General features: G+C 68.6%; 20 protein-coding genes. 8 read left to right on the plus strand and 12 right to left on the minus strand.

Features of this window, described 5'->3' with window-relative positions:
• Positions 1-427: 427 nt before the first annotated feature.
• The 11 genes from RJ03_RS24965 to RJ03_RS25015 all read right to left on the minus strand — a co-directional run bounded on the left by RJ03_RS24965 (position 428) and on the right by RJ03_RS25015 (position 10,900).
• Positions 428-865 carry a DUF4189 domain-containing protein gene (locus tag RJ03_RS24965; protein WP_051025223.1) on the minus strand — a complete coding sequence of 146 codons (438 nt, stop codon included), beginning with the start codon at positions 863-865 and terminating at the stop codon, positions 428-430.
• 254 nt (positions 866-1,119) lie between these two features.
• Positions 1,120-2,745 (minus strand): chaperonin GroEL, encoded by a 1,626-nt coding sequence (gene groL / locus RJ03_RS24970; protein WP_036506233.1) that lies wholly within the window; start codon positions 2,743-2,745, stop codon positions 1,120-1,122.
• Positions 2,746-3,018: 273 nt separating this feature from the next.
• A complete protein-coding gene (locus RJ03_RS24975; RefSeq protein WP_030516558.1) occupies positions 3,019-3,312 on the minus strand; it encodes a hypothetical protein in 294 nt (97 codons plus the stop codon).
• Positions 3,313-3,526: 214 nt separating this feature from the next.
• Positions 3,527-4,330 carry a Clp protease N-terminal domain-containing protein gene (locus tag RJ03_RS24980; protein WP_083871315.1) on the minus strand — a complete coding sequence of 268 codons (804 nt, stop codon included), beginning with the start codon at positions 4,328-4,330 and terminating at the stop codon, positions 3,527-3,529.
• A 54-nt stretch (positions 4,331-4,384) separates the two neighbouring features.
• Positions 4,385-5,479 carry an NAD(P)/FAD-dependent oxidoreductase gene (locus RJ03_RS24985; RefSeq protein ID WP_036506210.1) on the minus strand — a complete coding sequence of 365 codons (1,095 nt, stop codon included), beginning with the start codon at positions 5,477-5,479 and terminating at the stop codon, positions 4,385-4,387.
• A gap of 82 nt (positions 5,480-5,561) precedes the next feature.
• Positions 5,562-6,467: an RNA polymerase sigma-70 factor gene (locus RJ03_RS24990; protein WP_051025224.1), complete on the minus strand. Its 906-nt coding sequence runs from the start codon at positions 6,465-6,467 to the stop codon at positions 5,562-5,564.
• A 41-nt stretch (positions 6,468-6,508) separates the two neighbouring features.
• Complete coding sequence (locus RJ03_RS24995) at positions 6,509-6,775, minus strand: hypothetical protein (RefSeq protein ID WP_036506212.1); 267 nt, start codon at positions 6,773-6,775, stop codon at positions 6,509-6,511.
• A 117-nt stretch (positions 6,776-6,892) separates the two neighbouring features.
• Positions 6,893-7,321: a hypothetical protein gene (locus tag RJ03_RS25000; RefSeq protein WP_036506214.1), complete on the minus strand. Its 429-nt coding sequence runs from the start codon at positions 7,319-7,321 to the stop codon at positions 6,893-6,895.
• A 145-nt stretch (positions 7,322-7,466) separates the two neighbouring features.
• Positions 7,467-8,954 (minus strand): ATP-binding protein, encoded by a 1,488-nt coding sequence (locus RJ03_RS25005; protein WP_036506216.1) that lies wholly within the window; start codon positions 8,952-8,954, stop codon positions 7,467-7,469.
• Between the two features lie 10 nt (positions 8,955-8,964).
• Positions 8,965-10,638, minus strand: coding sequence for an NAD(P)/FAD-dependent oxidoreductase (locus RJ03_RS25010; protein WP_036506218.1), 1,674 nt, complete (start codon positions 10,636-10,638; stop codon positions 8,965-8,967).
• Between the two features lie 64 nt (positions 10,639-10,702).
• Positions 10,703-10,900 (minus strand): hypothetical protein, encoded by a 198-nt coding sequence (locus tag RJ03_RS25015; protein ID WP_036506220.1) that lies wholly within the window; start codon positions 10,898-10,900, stop codon positions 10,703-10,705.
• A 247-nt stretch (positions 10,901-11,147) separates the two neighbouring features.
• On the opposite strand from RJ03_RS25015, the gene RJ03_RS25020 reads away from it, so the two are divergent.
• Both RJ03_RS25020 and RJ03_RS25025 read left to right on the plus strand, forming a co-directional pair.
• A complete protein-coding gene (locus RJ03_RS25020) occupies positions 11,148-11,597 on the plus strand; it encodes an SRPBCC family protein (protein WP_036506221.1) in 450 nt (149 codons plus the stop codon).
• A 50-nt stretch (positions 11,598-11,647) separates the two neighbouring features.
• Positions 11,648-12,337: an SIMPL domain-containing protein gene (locus RJ03_RS25025; RefSeq protein ID WP_036506223.1), complete on the plus strand. Its 690-nt coding sequence runs from the start codon at positions 11,648-11,650 to the stop codon at positions 12,335-12,337.
• 18 nt (positions 12,338-12,355) lie between these two features.
• Here the strand turns inward: RJ03_RS25025 and RJ03_RS25030 are convergent, their stop codons facing one another.
• The gene (locus RJ03_RS25030) at positions 12,356-13,384 is read right to left on the minus strand and encodes a beta-ketoacyl-ACP synthase III (RefSeq protein ID WP_036506225.1); all 1,029 of its coding nucleotides are present in this window, start codon (positions 13,382-13,384) and stop codon (positions 12,356-12,358) included.
• Between the two features lie 288 nt (positions 13,385-13,672).
• On the opposite strand from RJ03_RS25030, the gene RJ03_RS25035 reads away from it, so the two are divergent.
• From RJ03_RS25035 to RJ03_RS25060, 6 genes are all read left to right on the plus strand, one after another.
• Entirely contained in the window at positions 13,673-13,945 is a 273-nt protein-coding gene (locus RJ03_RS25035) for a GlsB/YeaQ/YmgE family stress response membrane protein (RefSeq protein ID WP_036506240.1), read from the plus strand.
• A 125-nt stretch (positions 13,946-14,070) separates the two neighbouring features.
• Positions 14,071-14,790 carry a phosphatidylserine decarboxylase gene (locus RJ03_RS25040; protein WP_036506243.1) on the plus strand — a complete coding sequence of 240 codons (720 nt, stop codon included), beginning with the start codon at positions 14,071-14,073 and terminating at the stop codon, positions 14,788-14,790.
• A complete protein-coding gene (locus tag RJ03_RS25045; protein WP_051025225.1) occupies positions 14,787-15,695 on the plus strand; it encodes a CDP-alcohol phosphatidyltransferase family protein in 909 nt (302 codons plus the stop codon). Before RJ03_RS25040 ends, RJ03_RS25045 begins: the two co-directional genes overlap by 4 nt.
• 81 nt (positions 15,696-15,776) lie before the next feature.
• A complete protein-coding gene (locus RJ03_RS25050) occupies positions 15,777-17,984 on the plus strand; it encodes an AAA family ATPase (protein ID WP_245552376.1) in 2,208 nt (735 codons plus the stop codon).
• A gap of 85 nt (positions 17,985-18,069) precedes the next feature.
• Positions 18,070-19,380 carry a hypothetical protein gene (locus RJ03_RS25055; RefSeq protein WP_036506229.1) on the plus strand — a complete coding sequence of 437 codons (1,311 nt, stop codon included), beginning with the start codon at positions 18,070-18,072 and terminating at the stop codon, positions 19,378-19,380.
• Positions 19,381-19,499: 119 nt separating this feature from the next.
• Positions 19,500-22,299: Na+/H+ antiporter subunit A (locus tag RJ03_RS25060; RefSeq protein ID WP_036506249.1), on the plus strand; the 2,800-nt coding region annotated here is incomplete at its 3' end.

The raw sequence follows: 22,299 nt of genomic DNA on the forward strand, positions 1-22,299 counted from the left end.
CACGCACCAGCAATCTCGCGGGAAACTTCCCGGTCGATCGGTTGGGCAACTTTTACAGCTTAGCTCAGCCAGAAGCTCCCGACCAAATCGGGGTTCCTCTTACCGAACCAGTGTGATTGTCAGGCGCTCCTCGTCCGACCTCGTTGTCCCGGGCCTTTCGGCTCCGGGTCGGTGTCCGTGTCGCTCTGACCTGGAATAAGTTACGTGCCAACCGCATTCGAAGTCAAATCGCCTGGTCATCCGGCCTAACGACGCACCTCGGATGCGACCGCAACGACTTTCACAACATCGGCCCGCGGCGAGAAATTCCCGCCGCCGGCCGGCGCTCGTTCCGAAATGCCGGAAGCCGGTCCGCCGTGGGTGCGGGACCGGCTTCCGATCGCAATTCGGGATGCGCGTCGGGATACGCGACGATTGCGGCTGGAGATCAGCCGTTACAGCGAGAGACGGAGATGACCGCCGGTCCCGAACCGTCCGAGCTCAGGGTCGGCGGATGTCCGGGGCCGAGGGCTGCGATCGCGTTGCGCTCGGCGTCTTGGAGGGTGGCGCCCGTGCCGCCGGTGTGGATGTCGTCGCGCCGGGCGATGGCACCACACCCGTCGACGAAGCGCACGATGGTCGCGCACCCCTGCTCACCGTGCGAGGAGCACTGCTCCAGGGCGCCCGCGTCGGCCGTCGCCTGGTCGGGGGCATTGAGGGCGATTCCGATGGTCCAGCCGTCGTCGTTCGCGTCGGAAATGGCCATCGCGCCGTAGTAGTGGCCGTCCGCTCCACGCTCCGCGGCCGCGGAACCGGTCCCGGCGACGACGAAGACCGTCGCGGACGCCGCGACGAAACTCAGGGCAAGCTTGCCCGTTGAGAACATTTCTGTTTCCCCTATCGAAGGCTCCCGGATGAAGCCAACCGAAAAGAGTGCGTTCCACAACGCCGGTTGTCCAGTCCCGGGGCATCGAAAGCCCTTGCAGCAGCAGGGGTTAGGGGAAATATGACTGAAAAGCGCTAACCGGGCCGGGGCCCGTGACCGAGCCCGGCGACGGCAGGTCCGCCGAAACGCCGGTAGCCGGCCCGCCCGGAGGCGGACCGGCTACCGGTTCGAAAGGTGTTGCGGGAAGGCAGGACTCAGAAGTCCATGCCGCCCATGCCACCGGTCGGGTCGCCGACGGGAGCGGCGGCCTTCTCCGGCTTGTCGGCCACGACGGCCTCGGTGGTGAGGAACAGCGCGGCGATCGACGCGGCGTTCTGCAGCGCCGAGCGGGTGACCTTGACCGGGTCGGCCACACCGGCGGCCAGCAGGTCCTCGTACTCGCCGGAGTCGGCGTTGAGGCCCTGGCCGGTCGGCAGGTTGGCGACCTTCTCGGCGACCACGCCGGGCTCGAGGCCGGCGTTGAAGGCGATCTGCTTCAGCGGCGCGGCCAGCGCCACCTTCACGATGTTCGCACCGGTCGCCTCGTCACCGGTCAGCTTCAGGTCGTCCAGCGCCGGGCCGGCCTGCAGCAGCGCCACACCACCACCGGGGACGATGCCCTCTTCGACGGCGGCCTTGGCGTTGCGCACCGCGTCCTCGATGCGGTGCTTGCGCTCCTTGAGCTCCACCTCGGTGGCAGCGCCGGCCTTGATCACCGCAACACCGCCGGCCAGCTTGGCCAGGCGCTCCTGCAGCTTCTCACGGTCGTAATCCGAGTCCGAGTTCTCGATCTCGGTGCGGATCTGGGCGACGCGACCCGCGATGGCGTCGGCATCACCGGCACCGTCGACGATGGTGGTCTCGTCCTTGGTCACCACGACCTTGCGGGCGGTGCCCAGCAGGTCGACGGTGGCGGTCTCCAGGTTCAGGCCGACCTCTTCGCTGATGACCTCGCCACCGGTCAGGATGGCGATGTCGGCCAGCTGCGCCTTGCGGCGGTCGCCGAAGCCCGGGGCCTTGACGGCGACGGACTTGAAGGTGCCGCGGATCTTGTTCACGACCAGGGTCGACAGGGCCTCGCCCTCGACGTCCTCGGCGATGATCAGCAGCGGCTTACCGGCCTGGATGACCTTCTCCAGCAGCGGCAGCAGGTCCTTGACGGTCGAGACCTTCGAACCGACGAGCAGGATGTACGGGTCCTCGAGGACCGCTTCCTGACGCTCGGCGTCGGTGACGAAGTAGCCCGAGATGTAGCCCTTGTCGAAGCGCATACCCTCGGTCAGCTCCAGCTGGAGGCCGAAGGTGTTGCTCTCCTCGACGGTGATGACGCCTTCCTTGCCGACCTTGTCCATGGCCTCGGCGATCAGCTCACCGATGGACGCGTCGCCGGCGGAGATGGCCGCGGTGGCAGCGATCTGCTCCTTGGTCTCGACCTCCTTGGCGGTGTCGAGCAGCTTGGCGGTGACGGCCTCGACGGCCTTCTCGATGCCGCGCTTCAGGCCCAGCGGGTTCGCACCGGCCGCGACGTTGCGCAGGCCCTCGCGCACCAGCGCCTGGGCGAGCACGGTTGCGGTGGTGGTGCCGTCACCGGCGACATCGTCGGTCTTCTTGGCGACCTCTTTGACCAGCTCGGCGCCGATCTTCTCGTAGGGGTCCTCCAGCTCGATCTCCTTGGCGATGGACACGCCATCGTTGGTGATCGTGGGGGCGCCCCACTTCTTCTCCAGGACAACGTTGCGACCCTTGGGGCCCAGCGTCACCTTGACCGCGTCGGCGAGGCTGTTCAGTCCCCGCTCGAGACCGCGACGGGCCTCTTCGTCGTACGCAATTGTCTTGGCCATTGCGTTGAGATCCTCCACATGTATATGGGGCTGACACACAGAGCGACCGCAGGTTGGATCGCCCCATTACGCTGGCCAGGTACGGTGCCCGCGACGGACGACCGAGGGTGTCTGGGAACCCGGTCTCACCTGCCCGACCTAGCACTCACTGGTCGAGAGTGCCAGGACCTTTCTAGCACTCGACGGTACCGAGTGCAAGGTTACGGATCCGACGGCCGCAGCGTTCGCAATCGGCGATATCGGCTGGACGGCACGGTATCGAGGTCGGCGCGCTCACGTATCGTCGGTGACTCTCAGCGCCAGGGCGACGAAGGCGTCGGTGCGCCGCTCCTCCGGACTGCGCGGCTCGCCGCGTTCCACGGTCACCTGTTCGGCGTCGTGAAGCAGCAGTTCCGCCTCGATTCGCATGATCGCCCGGATGAACGGGGGCGCCACCTCGGGCGGCAGATCGCCGTTGACGATGTAGCTGCCGTCCGGGCCGTCCTCGGTTTCGACATAGGACAGCGCGCGCAGCAGGTCTGCGCGTAGTTCCCCCGCGATCAGGTCGGAATCCGATCCATCCGCCATAGCAATATCGTATCCGGACCACCGATCACCTCATCAGCCCCACAACTACACAGCTGTATCGGCGAGTGATCATGTCCGCCGCGACCGCCCCCGAACCGGGCGCGGCCTGGGCGGATCGGCGAAACCGGCGAACCGGTCCGACGCGACGGATCGTGTCGGACCCGTCTGCGACAACCGCGCCGGCGTGCCGAATCCGGATGCCGGCGAGCACCGATCAGGCAATCGGCGCGGCGGGCGGCTGCGGCGGAGCGGGCGGGCTCGGCGGGGTGGGTGGCGTCGGTGCGGCCGGCGGCCGCGGCGCGTCCACCGGATTCGGCGGCATGAACTGGGCGAGCTGGGCGACGAGATCGCGCTCGATATCCGCCTTGGTCAAGCCCAGCCCCGACAGCACACCGCTTCCGCCCTCCTGCTCGAGCAGTGCGAGCAGCAGATGTTCGGTGCCGATGTAGTTGTGGCCGAGCCGGAGCGCCTCCCGGAAGGTCAACTCCAGCGTCTTGCGCGCGGTCGCGGTGTACGGGATGAGGGCGGGGACCTCGTCCACCGCCGCCGGCAGCGCCGCCGTCGCGACCCGGCGCACCGCGTCCAGCGAGACCCCCTTGGCGACGATGGCATGCGCCGCCAGGCCGTCCGGCTCACCGAGCAGTCCCAGCACCAGGTGTTCGGGCTGGATCTCCGGATTGCTCGCGCGCCGGGCCTCCTCCATGGACGCCATCACGACATTGCGCGCGCGGGGCGTGAAGCGTGCGAATCCGGCATTCGGATCCATCGCGGGATCACCCGGCTTCGGCACGAAACGCTTCTGCGCGGCCTGTTTGGAGACGCCCATGCTCTGCCCGATATCGGTCCAGGAGGCGCCCGAACGGCGGGCCTGATCGACGAAGTGGCCGATCAGGTGATCGGCCACCTCGCTCATGTGCCCGGCGACCACCACGGCGTCGGAGAGTTGTTCCAGGACGTCGTCGGGCCGGGCGAGTTTGATGCCATCGATCAGATCGTCGAGACGGATACGTTCGGTCATGCGTCAACTTTAGGTTGACTCATTTACTCGAGTCAACCATGAGTTGACGACATGTCACGGACGCGCCTGCATCGCCGCGCCGCGCACGATCATCTCCTTCACCACCGCCGCCGGGCGGCCGGTGAGGGCGCGCGGGGTCGGGGCGTCGTCGGCGCGGACGAACTGCACCACCGCGTCGCGACGCCCGAGGCTGATGCATTGCAGGACGTAGCGGAAACGCAGCTCGTCCGGTTCCGCACCGCGCATCCGGGCCAGGGCCGACCGCGCGGCATGGGATCCGGTCGGCAGCGCCGTCGCACAGGCCATCCGCAGTTCGCGGCCGCCCGGTCCGGCGATCGCGGCGCAGTCACCGGCGGCGTACACGTGCGGATCGGAGGTGCGCAGCGTGGCGTCCACCAGGACCCGGCCCCGTGCATCGACTGCCAAGCCGGCGCGGGCGGCAAGGTCGCTGGTGGTGAAACCTGTTGTCCACAAGACGGTTTCGGCCTCGACGCGCCCGCCACCGGCGAGCCGCGCGCCGTCCGCCGCGACCTCGACCACCTTGGCGCCCGCATGTACCTCGACACCGAGCCGCTCCAGGGTGGCGGCGATATGCCGCTGCGCGCGCTCGGAGAGCCAGAAGCCGGGCTGTTCCGAACTCACCAGCGCCACCGGCAATTCCGGATGCGATTCGGCGAGTTCGGCCGCAGTCTCGATACCGGTCGCCCCGGCGCCGACCACCGCGACGCGGCCACGCAGCGGCGGCAGCGCGGCGATGTCCTCCAGGGTCGCCACCGGATGGGCGTAATCCCGCACGCCGGCAACGCTGTCGACATCCGCGGCACTGCCGAGCGTGTACACCAGCGTGTCGTAACCCAGCACCGAACCGTCGGACAGCGAAACCTCCTGTGCCGCAGTGTCTATCGTCGTGACCCAGCCGCGGACGAAGTGGGCGCCCCTGCGTTCCAGCATGGTTCGCAGATCCCGGCGCGCGATCGTCTGCCCGGCCGCGAGCTGATGCAGTCGCACCCGCTCGACCATTTCCGCACGGCTGTCGACGACCGTGATCTGCGCGCCGCGGGACTTGCAGAGTCTGCCCGCCGCGGCCAGGCCGGCATAGCCGGCACCCAGCACGAGGATTCGATGGGATGCGGTGTGATGTGCGCTCATGGGTGACTCCTTCTCGAGGCCGACACCCTTCAGACCGGACAGCCCGCCGATCCCTGACAACGATCGGCCGTGTTCCGCGTCACTACCCCAGGCGTTCTGCTTCCGCCGGCGCCGGGAAGCGACCGAAGTACGCGAGTTTGTCGGGATTGACCAGGATCCGGATCGCCGAGATCCGCTCGTCCGCCACATCGGCCGCGCCGATCAACAGCAGCTCGCCGCGCACCCGGGCCACAGCGGCCGGTGCGCCGTTGACCTCCTCGATGCTCAGTTCGAGATCCTCGATTTCGCGGTGGAACAGACCGGCCAGATAGCGCGCCACCCGCCCCGCGCCGACGACGGGCCGGCGGGCCGCGCTCATCTTGCCGCCACCGTCGGCGACCGACACGATATCGGCGGTGAACATCTGTTCCAGGGCGCCGATATCGCCCGCCCGGGCGGCGACGAGGAAACGCTGGAACAGTTCCCGGGCACGGGCGGGTTCGGCGTCGAACCGGGTGTGTTCGCTACGGACGTGCAGGCGGGCGCGGCGATACAGCTGCTGCGAATTCGCCTCGGACAGCTCGAGCATCTCGGCGATCTCGCGATGCGAGTAACCGAACGCCTCGCGCAGGACGAAAACGGCGCGTTCGGCGGGCGACAACCGTTCCAGCAGCGTCAACACCGCCAGCGAGACCAGTTCACGCTGCTCCGCGGATTCCATCGGACCGAGTTCGCCGCCGCCGGTGGGCACCGGCTCCGGCAGCCACGGGCCGACATAGGTCTCACGGCGTGAGCGCGCGGACTCCAGCCAGCTCCGGCACAGATTCACCACGACCGTGGTCAGCCAGGCCTCGGCGGACCGGATCCCGGCACGCTCGGCGGCCTCCCAGCGCAGATAGGTCTCCTGGACGGCGTCCTCGGCCTCGCTCGCCGAGCCGAGCATGCGATAGGCGAGTGCGAACAGGCGGGAACGATGGCGTTGGAATTCGGCCAGACCCGTATCGTCCATCCGCTGCGCCCTCCAGTGCAGGCCCGTAGTCGGGGGCGAGATTACTCGCCGCCGGCACCCGGGTCGTGTTTCGGCCAGGTGATGCGCGGCAGGGTGATGCGCGGCCGCGCAGACTCGCTGTTCGGCGGCGCCGCCGGACTCGGCGACGTATTGCGGCGCAGACCCGAACCGTCGTCGGAGAGCGCCGGAGTCACGGTGGCCGAACTGGCGGGCGCGGCACAGCAGGTCTTCTCCTCGTCGTGGGCGCAGGCAGTCAGGATGACGGCGAGGGCGGCCGACGACAACGCGGCGACAACGAATTTCTTCACGAGATCTCCCCGGCTCGAGCGCCGCATCTGCCGCGGCGCATGCGGACACGCTGCGCCACAGCACTTGCCGATCTCGTATGGATCACCTAAAAGCCCAGCACACGCCGGGCGCGGGTGTTATTCCGTGACCATTCCGATGGCGACCGCGACCGGCTTGTCGGCCTCACTCTTGGACAGGCACACCAGCTTCGCGGTCCCCAGCGCCACGTTCGGGCTGCCGTCGAACTTCGAGCCGGGGTTCTCCGCGAGAATGCGGTCCATCAGTGACTTCTCACCCTCGATATCGAGTTTGCGGAACTCGTCGCAGGTGGTCGCCGAGGCCGGGCCCAGGCCGGAATTCTCCGGATGCGCGGTGGTGCCGGGCGCCTCGGTCGGCGGCGCCGGTACGGGGGTCGTCGACGCGGGGGCGGGGGCCGAGGTCGCGACGGCCGAACCGTTTCTGCGCAGGCCGTTGGCATCGGCGGACGAATGGTCGTCGCCGCCGCAGCCGGTGAGGGCGACGGTCAGCGCGCCCAGGGCGACGGCCGTCACGGTCAGTCGTTTCATCTCGTGCGTAACCCCCGAGTGGTCCGGCAACGCCGAATCTCCTCCGGCGCGCGCCGGATGCCTCCGGCGCGGCTCGCAGCGTACCGGCCACATCGGCGATTGAAAACCCCGGCCTTACCGTGGAGTTCGGATCGAATTGCGGCCCTTACGATTCGGCGGCAGCGGTGCCCGAACCACGTCCGGAGGCCGCCTCCAGCGGCAACCGGACGATGAATCGGGTGTCGCCCGGCGTGGACTCGACCCGGATATCGCCGCCGTGTTTGTTCACCACGATGCGGAACGAGATGTCGAGGCCGAGTCCGGTGCCCTCGCCGACGGGTTTCGTGGTGAAGAAGGGCTCGAAGATCCGATCCCGCAACGCTTCCGGGACGCCCGGGCCGGTATCGCCGATCTCCACTGCGGCACAGTCGTTTTCGCGATAGGTCCGCACCGTGAGCGTGCCGGATCCGTTCATCGCCGCCACCGCGTTGTCGATGAGGTTGGTCCACACCTGGTTCAGTTCCGCTGCGTAGCAAGGAACTTCGGGCAGCGCCCGGTCGTACTCCTTGACCACGGAGATGTCGTCGCCGATCTTGCGGGCCAGCATCACCAGCGTGCTGTCGAGCAGTTCGTGGATGTCGACCACCTGGAACGGCGCCCGATCCATCTGCGAATACTGCTTGGCCGCATGCACGAGCGAGGAGATGCGACCGGTCGAATCGGTGATCTCGTTCATCAGCAGTTCGGTTTCGACGGTGTAGTTCAACCACCGGATCGCACCTTCGAACACTCCGTCGTCGCAATGTTCGAGAGTGCCCGCGACCTTCTCCAGCCAATCGATGTCGAAGCCGGCCTGGACGAAATTCGGGGCCAGATCCCATCCGTTGGCGATGTTGTGATCGGCGAGCCAGTCGCCGAGTTCGTCCTCGCGGTCGGCGGCCTCCATCGCGGTCAGGGTCGGCGCCTTGGCCACCTGGGTGGCCGCCTCCTCCTGGAGCTGCACCAGCGCCTCGAGCGCGGCGGAGTCGAATTTGCCGTGCGCCATCATCTTCAGCTTGTGCCGCATACCGGCGACCCGATCCCGCAGCGAGGAGGTGGCCCGCACCGCGGCCGCCGCGGGATTGTTCAACTCGTGCGTGAGTCCGGCCGACAGCGAACCCAAGGCCAGCAGTCGCTCCCGCCGGCCGATGATCTCGTTGGTATTGCGGTTGCCGAAGAACACGCCCTCCAGCAGATGCAGGGCCATCGGGAACCATTCCTGCATCATCCGGGCGAAGGTCCCCGCGTCCAGGACGAAGAATTTCGACGGCTTCGTCACCGTCAGCGAGCCGGTGTAGTTCTGGTCGGCACGCTCGCCCATATACGCCGTCCACGCGCCGGCATACGAGCCGCGATGATCGGTGCGAACGAGTTCGAGGTCCTCGCCCGCGGACAGTTTCGAGAGCACCACCTCACCGTCCATCAGGACGTAGAAGCAGGTCGCGGGCTCGCCCTCGCGATAGACCGGCCCCGGCTCGAAGTATTCGACCCGGCCCTCCCGGCAGAGCCAGGCCAGTTGCTCGTCGTCGAGCTTCTCGAACAGGAACAGGGTGCGCAATTCCGCCGGATCACACAGGGTCCGGGAGCCGGTGACGGTACGGCCGCTGTCACTCATGTTGCGCCTCCTATTGTTTCGCGAGGTATCGGTGGACCAGCATGACCGCCATCGCGCCCTCACCGACCGCGGACGCGACCCGCTTCGCCGATTCGGAACGCACATCGCCGGCGACGAAGACGCCCGGAATGCTGGTTTCGAGATGATGGGGCGGACGGGGCAGCTCCCAGCCCGCCGGCCGGGACCCCTCGACCATCAGGTCCGGTCCGGCCAGGACGTAGCCGAATTCGTCGCGGACGACCAGTCCGTCCAGCCAGTCCGTTTCGGGCGCCGCGCCGATGAACAGGAACAGCCGTTCGGCGTCGACCTTGTCCTCGGCGCCGGTCGCGTTGTTGCGCAACACGATTCGTTCCAGATGATCGCTGCCGTCGGCGGACACCACCTCGGTGTTGGTGTGCACCTTGATATTCGGGACGGCCTCGATCTGCTGGATCAGATAGTGCGACATCGACTGGTCCAGCGAACTGCCGCGCACCAGGATGTGCACCGTGCAGGCGTGCCGGGACAGGAATACCGCCGCCTGCCCGGCCGAATTCGCCCCGCCGACGATGTAGACCTCACGTTCGGCGCAGTCGGCCGCCTCGGTCATCGCGGAGCCGTAGTAGACGCCGCGGCCGGTGAAGTCGTCCACTCCCGGGGCGGGGTGGTGGCGGTAGTTGACGCCGGTGGCGATCAGTACGGAGTGGGCGCTGACGCAGGACCCGTCGGAGAAGAGCACCCGCCGCGCGGAACCACACGCCTCGAGACCGACCACTTCCCGGGCGGTGATCAGTTCGGCGCCGAATTTCACCGCCTGCCGCCGCGCGCGATCGGCCAGCTGGGCGCCCGAAAGCCCGTCGGGAAAGCCCAGGTAGTTCTCGATCCGCGAGCTCTGCCCGGCCTGTCCGCCGGTCGCGGTCCGCTCCACCAGCACCGTGCGCAGACCTTCGGAGGCACCGTACACGGCCGCACCGAGCCCGGCGGGGCCGCCGCCGACCACGATCAGGTCGTAGAACTCACCACTCGGATCGGTGCTCAGGCCCACGCAGCCGGCGAGTTCGCTGTCCGACGGGGACAACAGCACGTTGCCGCTCGGATCGATCACCACCGGGCACTGCTCGGCGTCGGCCCCGGCGGCCTCGAGCAGACGTTGGCCCTCCGGATCGTCGGCCAGATACCAGCGATACGGCAGCTGATTGCGGGCGAGGAATTCGCGCACCTCGGAACTGCGAGCCGACCAGCGGTGCCCGATCACCTTCGTCTCGTGCACCGGGCGGCGGTCGTCGCCACGCCACGATTCCAGCAGCGCGTCGACCACCGGATACAACTTCTCCTCCGGCGGATCCCACGGTTTGAGCAGATAGTGGTCGAGGTCGACCACATTGATGGCGTCGATGGCGGCGTTGGTGTCGGCATACGCGGTGAGCAGCACCCGGCGCGCATAGGGGTGCAGATCGATCGCGTGCTCCAGGAATTGGATGCCGTCCATTCCCGGCATTCGATAATCGGCGATCAGTACCGCGACCGGCTGGCCGCGCAATTTCAGTTCGCGCAGGACGTCCAGTGCCGAGGCACCGGATTCCGCGCGCATGATGCGATAGTCGGCTCCGTACCGCCGCCGCAGGTCGCGCACCACGGCCCGGGAGACGCCGGGGTCGTCGTCGACACTGAGGATTACCGGTTTGACGGCAGCTGGTGAAGTCACATCGAAAAGTATGAGCGCCCGGCGGGCGCATTGCCCAGAATGTTCGCTACGGGCACCACATCGATCACACCAGGCGGTGTTCGACGAGGTCGAGTTCGCTCGGCGTCAGCAAACGTTCGAGCCTTTCCTCCCGCTCGGCCAGGTTGCGGCGCGATCGCCGGCCGTGGTTGCGAAAGGCCGCGGCCAGCGGCCCGGATTCCGAATCGGGAAGTAACGGAACCGATTCCGCCTGCCGGCGATGGAGGATGGTTCGAATATTCACGGCCGATCACCTCACAGGGACGTAGAAGCGTGCGCTCCGGTCTGTTGCTTCGTTGCCTGCCGTAGTTGTCTATCCGCCATTGTGCGTCGGTCATTACGGCCGGCGAAACGGATCACATCAGAATGTGACCTAGTTGATCTTCAACAGAAAAGTGGCCTCCCTCACAGGGTCGCGGGTCCGGTTGCCGTGTCTAGGATTACCGTTACCGACCGTCATAACCACGCCCGTCACGATCTCGGAGGCAGCGTTGCCGAACACCCTGGAAGCCACCATCGACATCTCCGCCACGCCGGACAAGGTGTGGGCGGTCGTCTCCGATCTGGGACGGATGCCGGAATTCAGCCCCACCACGCTGAAGATGATTCCGCTGGGCACGCCCCGCGCCGGCACGTGGACGGTGAATCTCAACAAGGTCGGCCGCAAGTACTACCCGACCACCTCGCGCATCGTGCGGTACGAGCCCAACCAGGCCTTCGCGTTCCGGATGAACGAGAACGCCACCGTGTGGAGCTACACCCTCGAACCCACCGCGGCGGGCACCCGCGTGACCGAGCGGCGCGACGTTCCGAACGGGGTGCGCAAGCCGGTGCGGCTGATGATCGACGCACTTCTCGGCGGCGAGCAGCAGTTCGAGGCCGATCTGGTCGCGGGGATGAACGAAACCCTCGGCAAGATCAAGGTCGCGGCCGAGCGCTGATTCGGCGCGCCCGCGAGCGGGGCCGGGTTCGGCCGCGTAGTTTGCCCGGTATGCGACGGGTTGCGAGCGTAGTGGCGGTGCTCGCGGGGACCACCGTGCTGCTGAGTGGTTGTGGCAGTTCGGATTCGGGGACCTCGCGCGAGGTGACGGTGGTCGGCACCGGTCAGGTGCGCGGAGCGCCGGACACCCTGAACGCCGACGTGGGTGTCGAAGTCACCGCCCCCGACGTGTCCACCGCCATCGCGAACGCGAACGGCAAGGCGAAGGCGATCACCGACGCGATGGTGAACGCGGGCGCGAAACGCGAGGACATCCGCACGACCGATGTGTCGGTGCAGCCGCAGTACGGGCCCGACCACAACGTCACCGGCTACACCGCGACCAACACCGTGCACGTGGTGGTCCGCGATCTGCCCAAGGCCTCGGCCGTCCTGTCGTCCGCGGTGCAGGCCGGCGGTAACGACACCCGCATCCGCGGCGTCTCGTTCGCGCTCGACGACAATTCGAAACTGCTCGCGGACGCACGAGCCGGCGCCTTCGCCGACGCCAAGGCCCGCGCCGACCAGTACGCGGTGCTGTCGGGCCTGAAGTTGAAGGACGTGAAGACCATCAACGAGACCAGCAGCGGGGAATCGACCCCGCCGCAGGCCAAGGCCCAATTCGCCAGCCCCGACGTCCCTTTGGAACCCGGTCAGCAGACGGTGACCTTCACCGTGACGGTCACCTGGACCATGGGCTGACGCGCGCCGGCCGGACGCCTACTGCCAGTTGGGCAGTTTCGCCACCTGCGCGGCGTAGGACAGGCCCGCGCCGAAGGCGACCAGCAGCGCCGCCGCACCGGGTTTGCTCTCACCCGAACGCAGCATCGCCTCCATGGCCAGCGGAACCGAGGCGGCCGAGGTGTTGCCGGTCTCCTCGATGTCGTTGGCCAGTGCGCAATTGGCCGACAGCTTCAGCTCACGCGCCATGATCTCGATGATGCGGCCGTTGGCCTGGTGCGGAACCATCGCGTCGATATCGCCGGGGGTCAGGCCCGCGCGCTCGATCGCGTCCAGGCAGACCTTCTTCAGCGAGTGGGCGGCCCAGCGGAAGACCGCGGTGCCCTCCATCGCCAGATACGGGCGGACCGCGTCGGTGCCCTTCTCGTCGATCTCCCGGAAGAACTCCATCCAGTCCTTGTCCTGGCGGATGGCGTGATGCTGTTCGCCGTCGGAACCCCAGACGGTCGGGCCGATGCCGGGTTCGTCGGACGGGCCCACGATCACCGCGCCCGCGCCGTCGGCGAACAGGAAGGCGGTGCCGCGATCGGCCGGGTTGAACGTGTCCGTGAGCCGTTCGACGCCGATCACCAGCACATGGCCCGCGGTGCCGCCCTTGACCAGATCCGAGGCCAGGCCCAGCGCATGACAGAAGCCCGCGCACCCGGCGGAGATGTCGAAGGCGGCCGGATTGTTCATCCCGAGCTCGGTGGCGATCTGCGGAGCGGCCGCTGGAGTGAGCAGCAGCCAGGTCGAGGTCGCGACGATGACGCAGTCGACCTGCTCGGCGGTGATTCCCGCGGCTGCGATGGCATCGCGCGCCGCGGCGGCGCTCATGGCGATGATGGTTTCGGATTCGGAGGCGAACCGCCGGGTCCGGATGCCCGAGCGGGTGCGAATCCATTCGTCGCTGGACTCGATCGGTCCGGCGACTTCGTCGTTGGTCACGACCCGGGCGGGGCGGTACACACCGAGCCCGAGCATCGCCGTGTGCTCCACCCCGGTGACTTGGGCGAGTCGAGCAGCCATCGCGCATCTCCTATGTACCTGCCGGCGGGCCGGAGAACCGGAAGACGGTTCCGGTCCGGGCGCCACCCGCGTATCGAACATTCCTTCATCGGGCCCCGGGGCCGACGCGCTCGTGGTTCGTGAACCGACGCGTAGACATGAGGCCCCCTCATATTAGTAGGAATGCTAATCCCCAGGGTGGGTATTGTCACAATCGATTCGTGTAGAACCGGCTCGCAGACTGGTTCCGATACCGAACCGTGGCGAGGCGGAGACAGCAATTTCCGACGAGTTTCCCTGGAGGACATGATGCTCGGTCTCGGAATCATCGGCTGGATCATCATCGGCGGCCTGGCGGGCTGGATCGCCAGCAAGATCATGGGCACCGACGCCCAGCAGGGCATCCTGCTCAATATCGTCGTGGGCGTCGTCGGCGGCCTGATCGGTGGCTTCATCCTGCGACTGTTCGGCGTCGACGTGCACAGCGGCGGATTCTTTTTCAGTTTCCTCACCTGCCTGGCGGGAGCGGTCATCCTGTTGTGGCTGGTGCGACTGGTCACGGGTCGCAGAGCCGCCCACTGAGCCGCCCGCGGCGGCGGGTGCGCCCGATCGAGGCCACGCCACGGTGATGCGGTGTCCCGTAAGGTGTGAGCGCGGTCCCGGAGACTCTGCGGACCGAATGTCATCCGCGCACGAAAGAGGAGTCCGTGGCCCGCCGCCCCACCCCGCCCGGTACGCCCGAAAGTACCGGGCTCGGTCATGTCGCCGACCTGGTCAAAGCAGCGATTCCGCCGCTGCATCCCGCCGGCCTGCCCTTCGTGGCCGCGCCGCTGGCGGTGGCGGTCCTCGGCGGGCGGCGCCGGCGCTGGCTGCGCCGCGCCGGACTCACCGCGGCCGCGGCGTCGGCGGCCTTCTTCCGGCATCCGCACCGGGTGCCGCCGAATCGGGCGAATATCGTCGTCGCCCCGGCCGACGGTGAGATCGCGCTCGTCGACACCGCGGTGCCCCCGGCCGAACTGAATCTCGGCGACACCCCGCTGCCCCGGGTGAGCATCTTCCTGTCGGTGCTCGACGTGCACGTCCAGCGCACCCCGGTCTCGGGCACCGTGCGCACCATCGCCTACCAGCGCGGTCAGTTCCGCTCGGCGGATCTGCCGGAGGCCAGTTCGGTGAACGAGCGCAACAGCATGGTGCTCGAGACCGCCTCGGGTCAGCTGGTGACGGTCGTGCAGATCGCCGGACTGCTGGCCCGCCGCATCGTCTGCGACGCCAAGGCCGGCGACGCGTTGAGCATCGGCGAAACCTACGGTCTGATCCGGTTCGGCTCGCGGGTCGACACCTACTTCCCGGTCGGCACCCGGCTGCTGGTCGAGCCCGGGCAGCGCACGATCGGCGCGGAAACGGTGCTGGCCGAACTGCTGCCATGATCGAGAACACCGTGACCGAACCGGGTCGCCGCCGCCGCACGATCCGCCTGCTGCCGAGCATCGTGACGATCCTGGCGCTGTGTGCCGGACTGTCGGCGGTGAAATTCGCACTCGACGGCTCGCTCGACATCGCCCTGGCGATGATCGGCGCGGCCGCCGTCCTCGACACCCTCGACGGCCGGCTGGCCCGGATGCTGTCGGCCACCACCAAGATCGGCGCCGAACTGGATTCGCTGGCCGATGCCATCTCCTTCGGCGTCGCCCCGGCCCTGGTGCTGTATGTGACCTTCCTGCGCCAGGACAGCGCGGGCTGGATCATCGCGCTGATCTACACGGTGAGCCTCGTGCTGCGCCTGGCCCGGTTCAACACGATCATGGACGACGACACCCGGCCCGACTGGGAGCGCGAATACTTCACCGGCGTCCCCGCGCCGGCGGCGGCGTTGATCGCGCTGCTGCCGATCGCGCTGCACAGCCAGTTCGGCGAGGGATGGTGGAACAACTTCCCGGTGGTGGCGGCGTGGACCGTCTTCGCGGCCCTGCTCGCCGTCAGCACGATCCCGACGCTGGCGATGAAGTCGGTGTCGGTGGCGCCGCAGGCGGCGGCACTGCTGCTGGTGCTGGTCGCGCTGGCCGGGGCCGCGCTGATCACCTATCCGCTGATCCTGCTGATGGTGCTGGTCGGGCTGTACCTCGTGCACATTCCGTTCGCGTGGCGCTCGCAGCGCTGGGTGGCGGCCCGGCCGGAGACCTGGCATCACAAGCCGGCCGAACGCCGCGCGCAGCGGCGTGCGGCCCGGCGGATTCCGCCGATCGGCGAAGGCGCCCGGTTGCGGCTGCGGCGGCCGCCTGGCATTCGCGAATCGTCGGCGCGGTTGCGGCTGCGCCGGCCGGGCGGACGCTGACCCGGCGAGCTCCATCCCTGCGGCCGCTGCCGGGACCGCGGGCACAGACGACTGCCGCCCGCCGCGGGCAGAATGGCAGGCGTGCCTGAATTGTCGCTGACCGCCCGACTCAACCGCTCGGCCGCCGATGCCCGCCGGGGCGTGGTCCGCTTGCATTCCGAAGCGCTCGCGGCGCTCGGATTGCGGGAGTGGGACGGGATCAGCGTGATCGGTTCCCGGCGCACGGCCGCGGTGGTCGGCCGGGCGCCCGACGAGACACCCGCCGGAGTCGCCCTGCTCGACGATGTGACGCTGTCCAATGCCGGGGTGCGCGAGGACAGCGCGGTCGTCGTGGCCCCCGTGACGGTGTACGGGGCCCGGCACATCTCGGTGACCGGCTCGGCCGCGGCAATGGGCGCGATCGCGGAATCCACGCTGCGGCAGGCGCTGCTCGGCAAGGTCGTCACCGTGGGTGACGCGGTCTCGCTGCTGCCCCGGGATCTGGGTCCGGGAACCAGTTCCGCCGCTGCGACACAAGCGCTTTCGCGCACCTTCGCGATCGCGTGGACCTCCGAACTGCTGACCGTGACCACCACCGATCCCACCGGCGGGCCGGTCAGTGTGCAGCCCAACAGTGCGGTGGTGTGGGGCGCGGCGGCGCCGGCGGCGGATGCCTCGCACGATCCCCGGGGCGCGCTGGCGCCGAATCGTCCCGGCAGCCGGATGCTGGTGCGGGAGCGTCCGTCGGCCGTTCCCGTGGCGGATCTGGCGGGGGTGCGCGCGCCGGCGGCGAAACTGTCGGAATGGCTGAGCCTGGCGCTCGACGAACCGGAACTCCTGCGGACCCTCGGGGCCCCGCCGCATCTGGGCGTGCTCATCACCGGGCCCGCGGGCGCCGGTAAGGCGACACTGGCACGGGCGGTGTCGACACCGCGGCGCATCGTGGAACTGGACGGCCCTACGGTCGGCGCGTCCGAGAGCGGCACCCGGTTGCGCGAGGTCGGCCTCGCGGTTTCGGAAATATGTTCCGGCGCAGGCGGAGTCCTGCTGATCACCGATATCGACGCACTGCTTCCGGAGCAGCCGGAGCCGGTGGCGACGCTCATTCTCGATCAGCTGCGTGCCGCGGTGGCCACCGCCGGCGTGGCCTTCCTGGCCACCAGCTCCCGGCCCGCGGCGGTCGACAGCCGGCTGCGCGCACCGGATCTCTGCGACCGTGAGGTGGCGCTGACACTGCCGACCGCGGCGGTCCGGGCGGAACTGCTCCAGCAACTGCTGCGCAAGGTACCCACCGAAGATCTCGATCTCGACGTGATCGCTTCTCGCACACCGGGTTTCGTCGTATCCGACCTCGCGGCGCTGTGCCGGGAGGCGGCATTGCGGGCGGCCTCACGGGCCAGCCACGATCACACCGACCCCGTGCTGACCCAGGCGGATCTGGTCGGCGCGCTGGAAGTGATCCGGCCGCTCTCACGGTCGGGTACGGAAGAACTCGCGATCGGCAGCCTGAGCCTCGACGACGTCGGCGACATGACCGAAACCAAACAGGCGCTCACCGAGGCGGTGTTGTGGCCGCTGCGGCATCCGGATTCGTTCGCGCGCCTGGGCATCGACCCGCCGCGCGGAGTGCTGCTGTACGGACCGCCCGGCTGCGGTAAGACCTTCCTGGTGCGCGCGCTGGCCGGAAGTGGGCAGCTCAGCGTGCATGCGGTGAAGGGCGCCGAATTGATGGACAAATGGGTCGGTTCCTCCGAACGCGCGGTGCGCGAACTGTTCCAGCGGGCCCGCGACTCCGCCCCTTCGCTGATCTTCCTCGACGAGATCGACGCCCTCGCCCCGCGGCGCGGGCAGAGCACCGACTCCGGCGTCGGTGACCGCGTGGTCGCGGCCCTGCTCACCGAGCTGGACGGCGTGGAGCCGCTGCGCGATGTGGTGGTCGTCGGGGCCACCAACCGGCCCGAGCTGATCGATCCCGCGCTGCTGCGGCCGGGGCGGCTGGAGCGGTTGGTCTTCGTCCCGCCGCCGGACGCCGCCGCGCGCACCGACATCCTGCGCACCGCGAGTCGTTCGGTGCCGCTGGGTGAGGACATTGATCTCGCCGCATTGGCCGCCGACCTGGACGGCTATTCAGCGGCCGATTGCGCGGCACTGCTGCGCGAGGCCGCGATGGCCGCGATGCGCCGCGATGTGGATGCCGCCGCCATCGGCGCGGAGGATCTGGCGACGGCCCGCGGCAGTGTGCGGCCCTCACTCGACGCCGATCAGGTCGACTCACTGCGGCAGTACGCCGGCAAGCGCGCGACCACCTGATCCGTCGCGCGCCGGCCTGCCCACCGGCGCGCCCGATCCGGCAGGTCTGCCCCGGTTCGACCCGGTTCGCAGGTATTTTCGGCTGGTGCGCACGCACCACGCGGTTCTGGAGATGATCACGGCGGCCCTGGCCACCCTGGTCGCCGGGCTGTCGTTGATGCTCCCCAACGGCTTTCGCTGGACCTCGCAGACCTCGGTGCTGCAACTGGATATGCTCGCCGCCAGCCAGCCGCGGGCGATCGCCGTCGGCGCCATCGTGGCGCTGATCGTCGCGGTCTTCGCCACCACCGTCAACCACGCCCTGGTCGCCTGGGGTACGGCGCTGTGCGGCGTGGTGACCATGTTCCTCGCCCACCTGCTGGCCGAAACCGGCGATCAGAGCATCGCGCCGGCCACATTGAATTATCTGGAAGCGCTCGCGGGCGGAATTCTGCTCGGCGGTATCGCGGTGGCGGTGCTGCGCGGCTGGTTCCAGGTGTTCGGCTGGACCCTGGGCGCGCTCGCCGCGGTGGTCTTCGGCCAGCTCGGCTCGACCTCGACGGGCACCGTGCGGGACGGGGTGGTGAGCGCGCCGGGCTGGTCGACGACGACGCTGCCGCCGCTGTGGCTGATCGTGGTCACACTCGTGCTCGTGATCGTCGGCATGGTCGTCAATCGCAAGCAGGACACGGTGGAACGCCGCTCGGTCGAATTACCCATGGCGCCGATCATCGCGGGACTGATCTTCGTGATCGGCCGGGTGTTCAGTGCGGAATGGCTTTCCCGGCACGCCGACGGCACCGGAGGTGTCGCTTTCGCCGCGACCCTGACGGTCGCCGCGGCCGTGCTGGCGGCGGTGCTGCTGCCACGACGCGACGGTGTTTTGATCTTGCTGGCAGTCGCATTGTCGGCGGTCGGTGGAGCGCTGATCCCGGGCCGGCTGCCGATATGGTCGGCGGCCCCTCTCGTGGTGTTGATCGCACTGGGACTGGTCGCGGGATTCCGGCGCCCGATGCCGATGCTCGCCATGTCGACGTTGGCGGCGATGGCGCTGTATTGCGCGCTGGTCTCCGGGCATCGGATCCACAGTGGCGTGCAGGCCGCGGTGCTGAGCGGGCTGCTGGCGGCGGTGGCCGGCTACAGCTTCGGCAGTGCCGCACCGCGATACAACCCGACCCGGGTGCTCGGGGTGGCGATCATCTTCGTGCCGTCGGTGGTCACCGCCCTGCGCGATCACCTCGACCGGCCGCAATGCGTCTCCGATCCCGGCCAGTGGTACCTGTGCCCGGCCTCGGCGATGAGTTCGGCGGCGCCCTACTGGACCGCGCTGGGAATCACCGTCATCTGCGCGGCAAGCCTGGCGGCGTTGCGCTCGTGGCGCAAACCGACCACCACGGAATCGGTAGCCGATATATAGCCATCGCCTCTGGAAGGTCGCGTTCCGGGCCGCGCCGGATCCGGCCGTGGCCACTGAAGTCCGGAGTCAGCAGTAGGATCGGGGCGCCACCACCCCGCCGCCGACCGACGGAGTGACGTTTGCTCGCCATCCTGCTAGCCCATGCTTCGGCCGCCCTGCTCGCACCGCCCGCTGTGCGCGTATGGGGAAGGCGCGGGTTCTACCCGATCGCGCTGGCCCCGCTGGCCGGGCTGGTGTGGGTGATCGCGAACTGGAACAGCGAAGCCGAGGTCCGGATCGCCTGGGCCCCGGAGATCCACATGAATTGGGATCTGCGGCTGGACAGCCTCGCCTCCATCATGTCGGTGCTGGTCCTCGGCGTGGGCGCGCTGGTACTGGCCTATTGCGCCGAATATTTCGACGACGACGACCGATCGCGCCTGGGTATCTTCGCCGGCTATCTGGTGGCCTTCGCCGGGGCCATGTTCGGGCTGGTCGTCAGCGACAACATGCTGGTGCTGTTCACCTTCTGGGAACTCACCACGGTGCTGTCGTTCCTGCTGGTGGGCCATCACGCCGAGCAGAGCACCGGCCGCCGCGCGGCATTGCAGGCGCTGCTGGTCACGGCCGCGGGCGGGTTGGCGATGCTGGTCGGCCTGGTGCTGCTCGCACAGCGCTGTGACAGCTATCTGCTGTCCGATGTGGTGGCGCGGGCCGATCCGCACGACTGGTCGACCAACGTGGCGGTGGTGCTGATCCTGATCGGCGCGCTGAGCAAATCGGCGATCGTGCCGCTGCACTTCTGGCTGCCCGGCGCGATGATCGCGCCCACCCCGGTGAGCGCCTATCTGCACGCCGCCGCGATGGTGAAGGCCGGTATCTACCTGGTCGCGCGTCTCGCCCCCGGTCTGTCCGAGGCCCCGGTGTGGCATCCGATCGTGCTGACCCTCGGCATCCTGTCGATGCTGCTGGCCGGTCTCCGATCACTGCAGGTCTACGACCTGAAACTGGTGCTCGCGTTCGGCACCGTGAGCCAGCTCGGATTCCTGCTGGTACTGGTCGGCACCGGAACCCCGGAGGCGGCCCTGGCCGGTGCGGCGTTGCTGGTCGCGCATGCGCTGTTCAAGGGTTGTCTGTTCATGGTGGTCGGCATCATCGATCACAGCGCGGGCACCCGTGATCTGCGCCGGCTCTCCGGCGTCGGCCGGCGCGCGCCGGTTCTGTGCGCGGTCGCGACGGTCGCCGCGCTGAGTATGGCCGCGATTCCGCCGCTGTTCGGCTTCGTCGGCAAGGAAAGCGCCTTCGCCGCGGAACTGGACGCGGGCAATCTGAGCGCGCCGGTTCGGATCGCCGTCGCGATCGGCATCGTGCTCGGGTCGATGTTCACCGTCGGCTACAGCGCGCGCATGGTCTGGGGTGCGTTCGGTACGAAACGCGCCGTCGAGGGCGTGCCCGAGCCGGAGCGCTCCTGGCATCGCCCGAGTGCGCTGTTCGTCGCGCCGCCGGCCGTACTGGCCGCGGCCTCGCTGGCCGCCGGTCTCGCCTCGCCCTGGATGGACCGGCTGCTCTCGCCTTATGCCCGCACACTCGGACCGCTGGAGGCGCATCTGGCGCTGTGGCACGGCTGGGGCACCCCGCTCACCCTCACCCTGATCGCCATCGCCTGCGGTCTGGTGCTGTTCGAGATCCGCGACCGGATCGGCGAATCGGTGAATCCGCGCCTCGGCAATGCCGACCGGGTCTACGACGCCGTGCTGCGCGCGATGGATCAACTGTCCCTGCGCATGACCGGTGCCACCCAGCGTGGTTCGCTGCCGCTGAATCAGGGCCTGATCCTGACCACGGTCGTGGCGCTGCCGTTGGCCGTGTTGTTCATCGGCGCGCGTTCGCGCATCTCGGTGCGGGCGTGGGATTCGTCACTGCAGCTGGTGATCGCGTTGGTGATGGCGGCAATGGCTCTGGGCGCCACCGTGATGCGCAACCGGCTCGCCGGCGTGCTGCTCGTCGGTGTCACCGGCTACGGCTGCGGTGTGATCTTCGCCCTGCACGGCGCGCCGGACCTCGCCCTCACCCAATTCCTGGTCGAGACACTGACTTTGGTGATCTTCGTGCTGGTGCTGCGGAAGTTCTCCGCCGAGATCGAACCGAGCCGCACCGCCGCGTTCAAGGTGCGCCGCGCCATCCTGTCCGTCGCCGTCGGAGCCGCGGTGGTGACCGTGGCGGCGTTCGCCACCGCGGCCCGCAGCACCGAACCGATCTGGCATCGAATCCCTTCCGCGGCATACAGTTTCGGCGGCGGAAAGAACGCGGTGAACGTTCTGCTGGTCGACATCCGGGCGTGGGACACCCTCGGAGAGATCTCGGTACTGGTGGTCGCGGCCACCGGTGTCGCCTCGCTGATGTTCCGCAGCCGCCGGTTCGGCACCCTGCCGCGCGTCTCCGAGGCCCCCGGCTACATCCCCGATCCGGAGCGGTCCTACTGGTTGCGGGCCAGTCCGCTGGTCGCGCCGCGGGACCGGTCGATGGTGATGGCGATGACCACCCGGATGCTGTTCCCGACCATCATGGTGCTGTCGGCGTATTTCTTCTTCGCCGGGCACAACGCCCCGGGCGGCGGTTTCGCGGGCGGTCTCACCGCCGGATTGGCGCTGGTCCTGCGGTATCTGGCCGGCGGCCGCTACGAACTGGCCGAGGCGCTGCCGGTCGACGCCGGACATGTGCTGGGCGCCGGGCTGGTGCTGTCGGCCGGCACCGCGACCGGATCGCTGCTGCTGGGCGCGCCACCGCTGTCCTCGGCCATCATCGAGGTCACGCTGCCGGTACTCGGGCACATCAAATTCGTCACCGCGATGCTGTTCGACCTGGGCGTGTATCTGATCGTGGTGGGTCTGGTGCTGGATGTGCTGCGCAGTCTGGGCGCGCGCCTCGATATCGAATTCC

The sequence above is a fragment of the Nocardia aobensis NBRC 100429 genome, from assembly GCF_000308375.1.
GTDB classification, from domain to species: domain Bacteria; phylum Actinomycetota; class Actinomycetes; order Mycobacteriales; family Mycobacteriaceae; genus Nocardia; species Nocardia aobensis.

What these genes read in the sequence shown, in the direction of transcription:
- RJ03_RS25045 (WP_051025225.1), top strand. Translation starts at nt 14,787, where the DNA reads ATGATCGAGAACACCGTGACCGAACCGGGTCGCCGCCGCCGCACGATC.
- groL (WP_036506233.1), bottom strand. Translation starts at nt 2,745, where the DNA reads ATGGCCAAGACAATTGCGTACGACGAAGAGGCCCGTCGCGGTCTCGAG.
- RJ03_RS25005 (WP_036506216.1), bottom strand. Translation starts at nt 8,954, where the DNA reads ATGAGTGACAGCGGCCGTACCGTCACCGGCTCCCGGACCCTGTGTGAT.
- RJ03_RS25035 (WP_036506240.1), top strand. Translation starts at nt 13,673, where the DNA reads ATGCTCGGTCTCGGAATCATCGGCTGGATCATCATCGGCGGCCTGGCG.
- RJ03_RS25000 (WP_036506214.1), bottom strand. Translation starts at nt 7,321, where the DNA reads ATGAAACGACTGACCGTGACGGCCGTCGCCCTGGGCGCGCTGACCGTC.
- RJ03_RS25030 (WP_036506225.1), bottom strand. Translation starts at nt 13,384, where the DNA reads ATGGCTGCTCGACTCGCCCAAGTCACCGGGGTGGAGCACACGGCGATG.
- RJ03_RS24990 (WP_051025224.1), bottom strand. Translation starts at nt 6,467, where the DNA reads ATGGACGATACGGGTCTGGCCGAATTCCAACGCCATCGTTCCCGCCTG.
- RJ03_RS24985 (WP_036506210.1), bottom strand. Translation starts at nt 5,479, where the DNA reads ATGAGCGCACATCACACCGCATCCCATCGAATCCTCGTGCTGGGTGCC.
- RJ03_RS24965 (WP_051025223.1), bottom strand. Translation starts at nt 865, where the DNA reads ATGTTCTCAACGGGCAAGCTTGCCCTGAGTTTCGTCGCGGCGTCCGCG.
- RJ03_RS25025 (WP_036506223.1), top strand. Translation starts at nt 11,648, where the DNA reads ATGCGACGGGTTGCGAGCGTAGTGGCGGTGCTCGCGGGGACCACCGTG.
- RJ03_RS24980 (WP_083871315.1), bottom strand. Translation starts at nt 4,330, where the DNA reads ATGACCGAACGTATCCGTCTCGACGATCTGATCGATGGCATCAAACTC.
- RJ03_RS24975 (WP_030516558.1), bottom strand. Translation starts at nt 3,312, where the DNA reads ATGGCGGATGGATCGGATTCCGACCTGATCGCGGGGGAACTACGCGCA.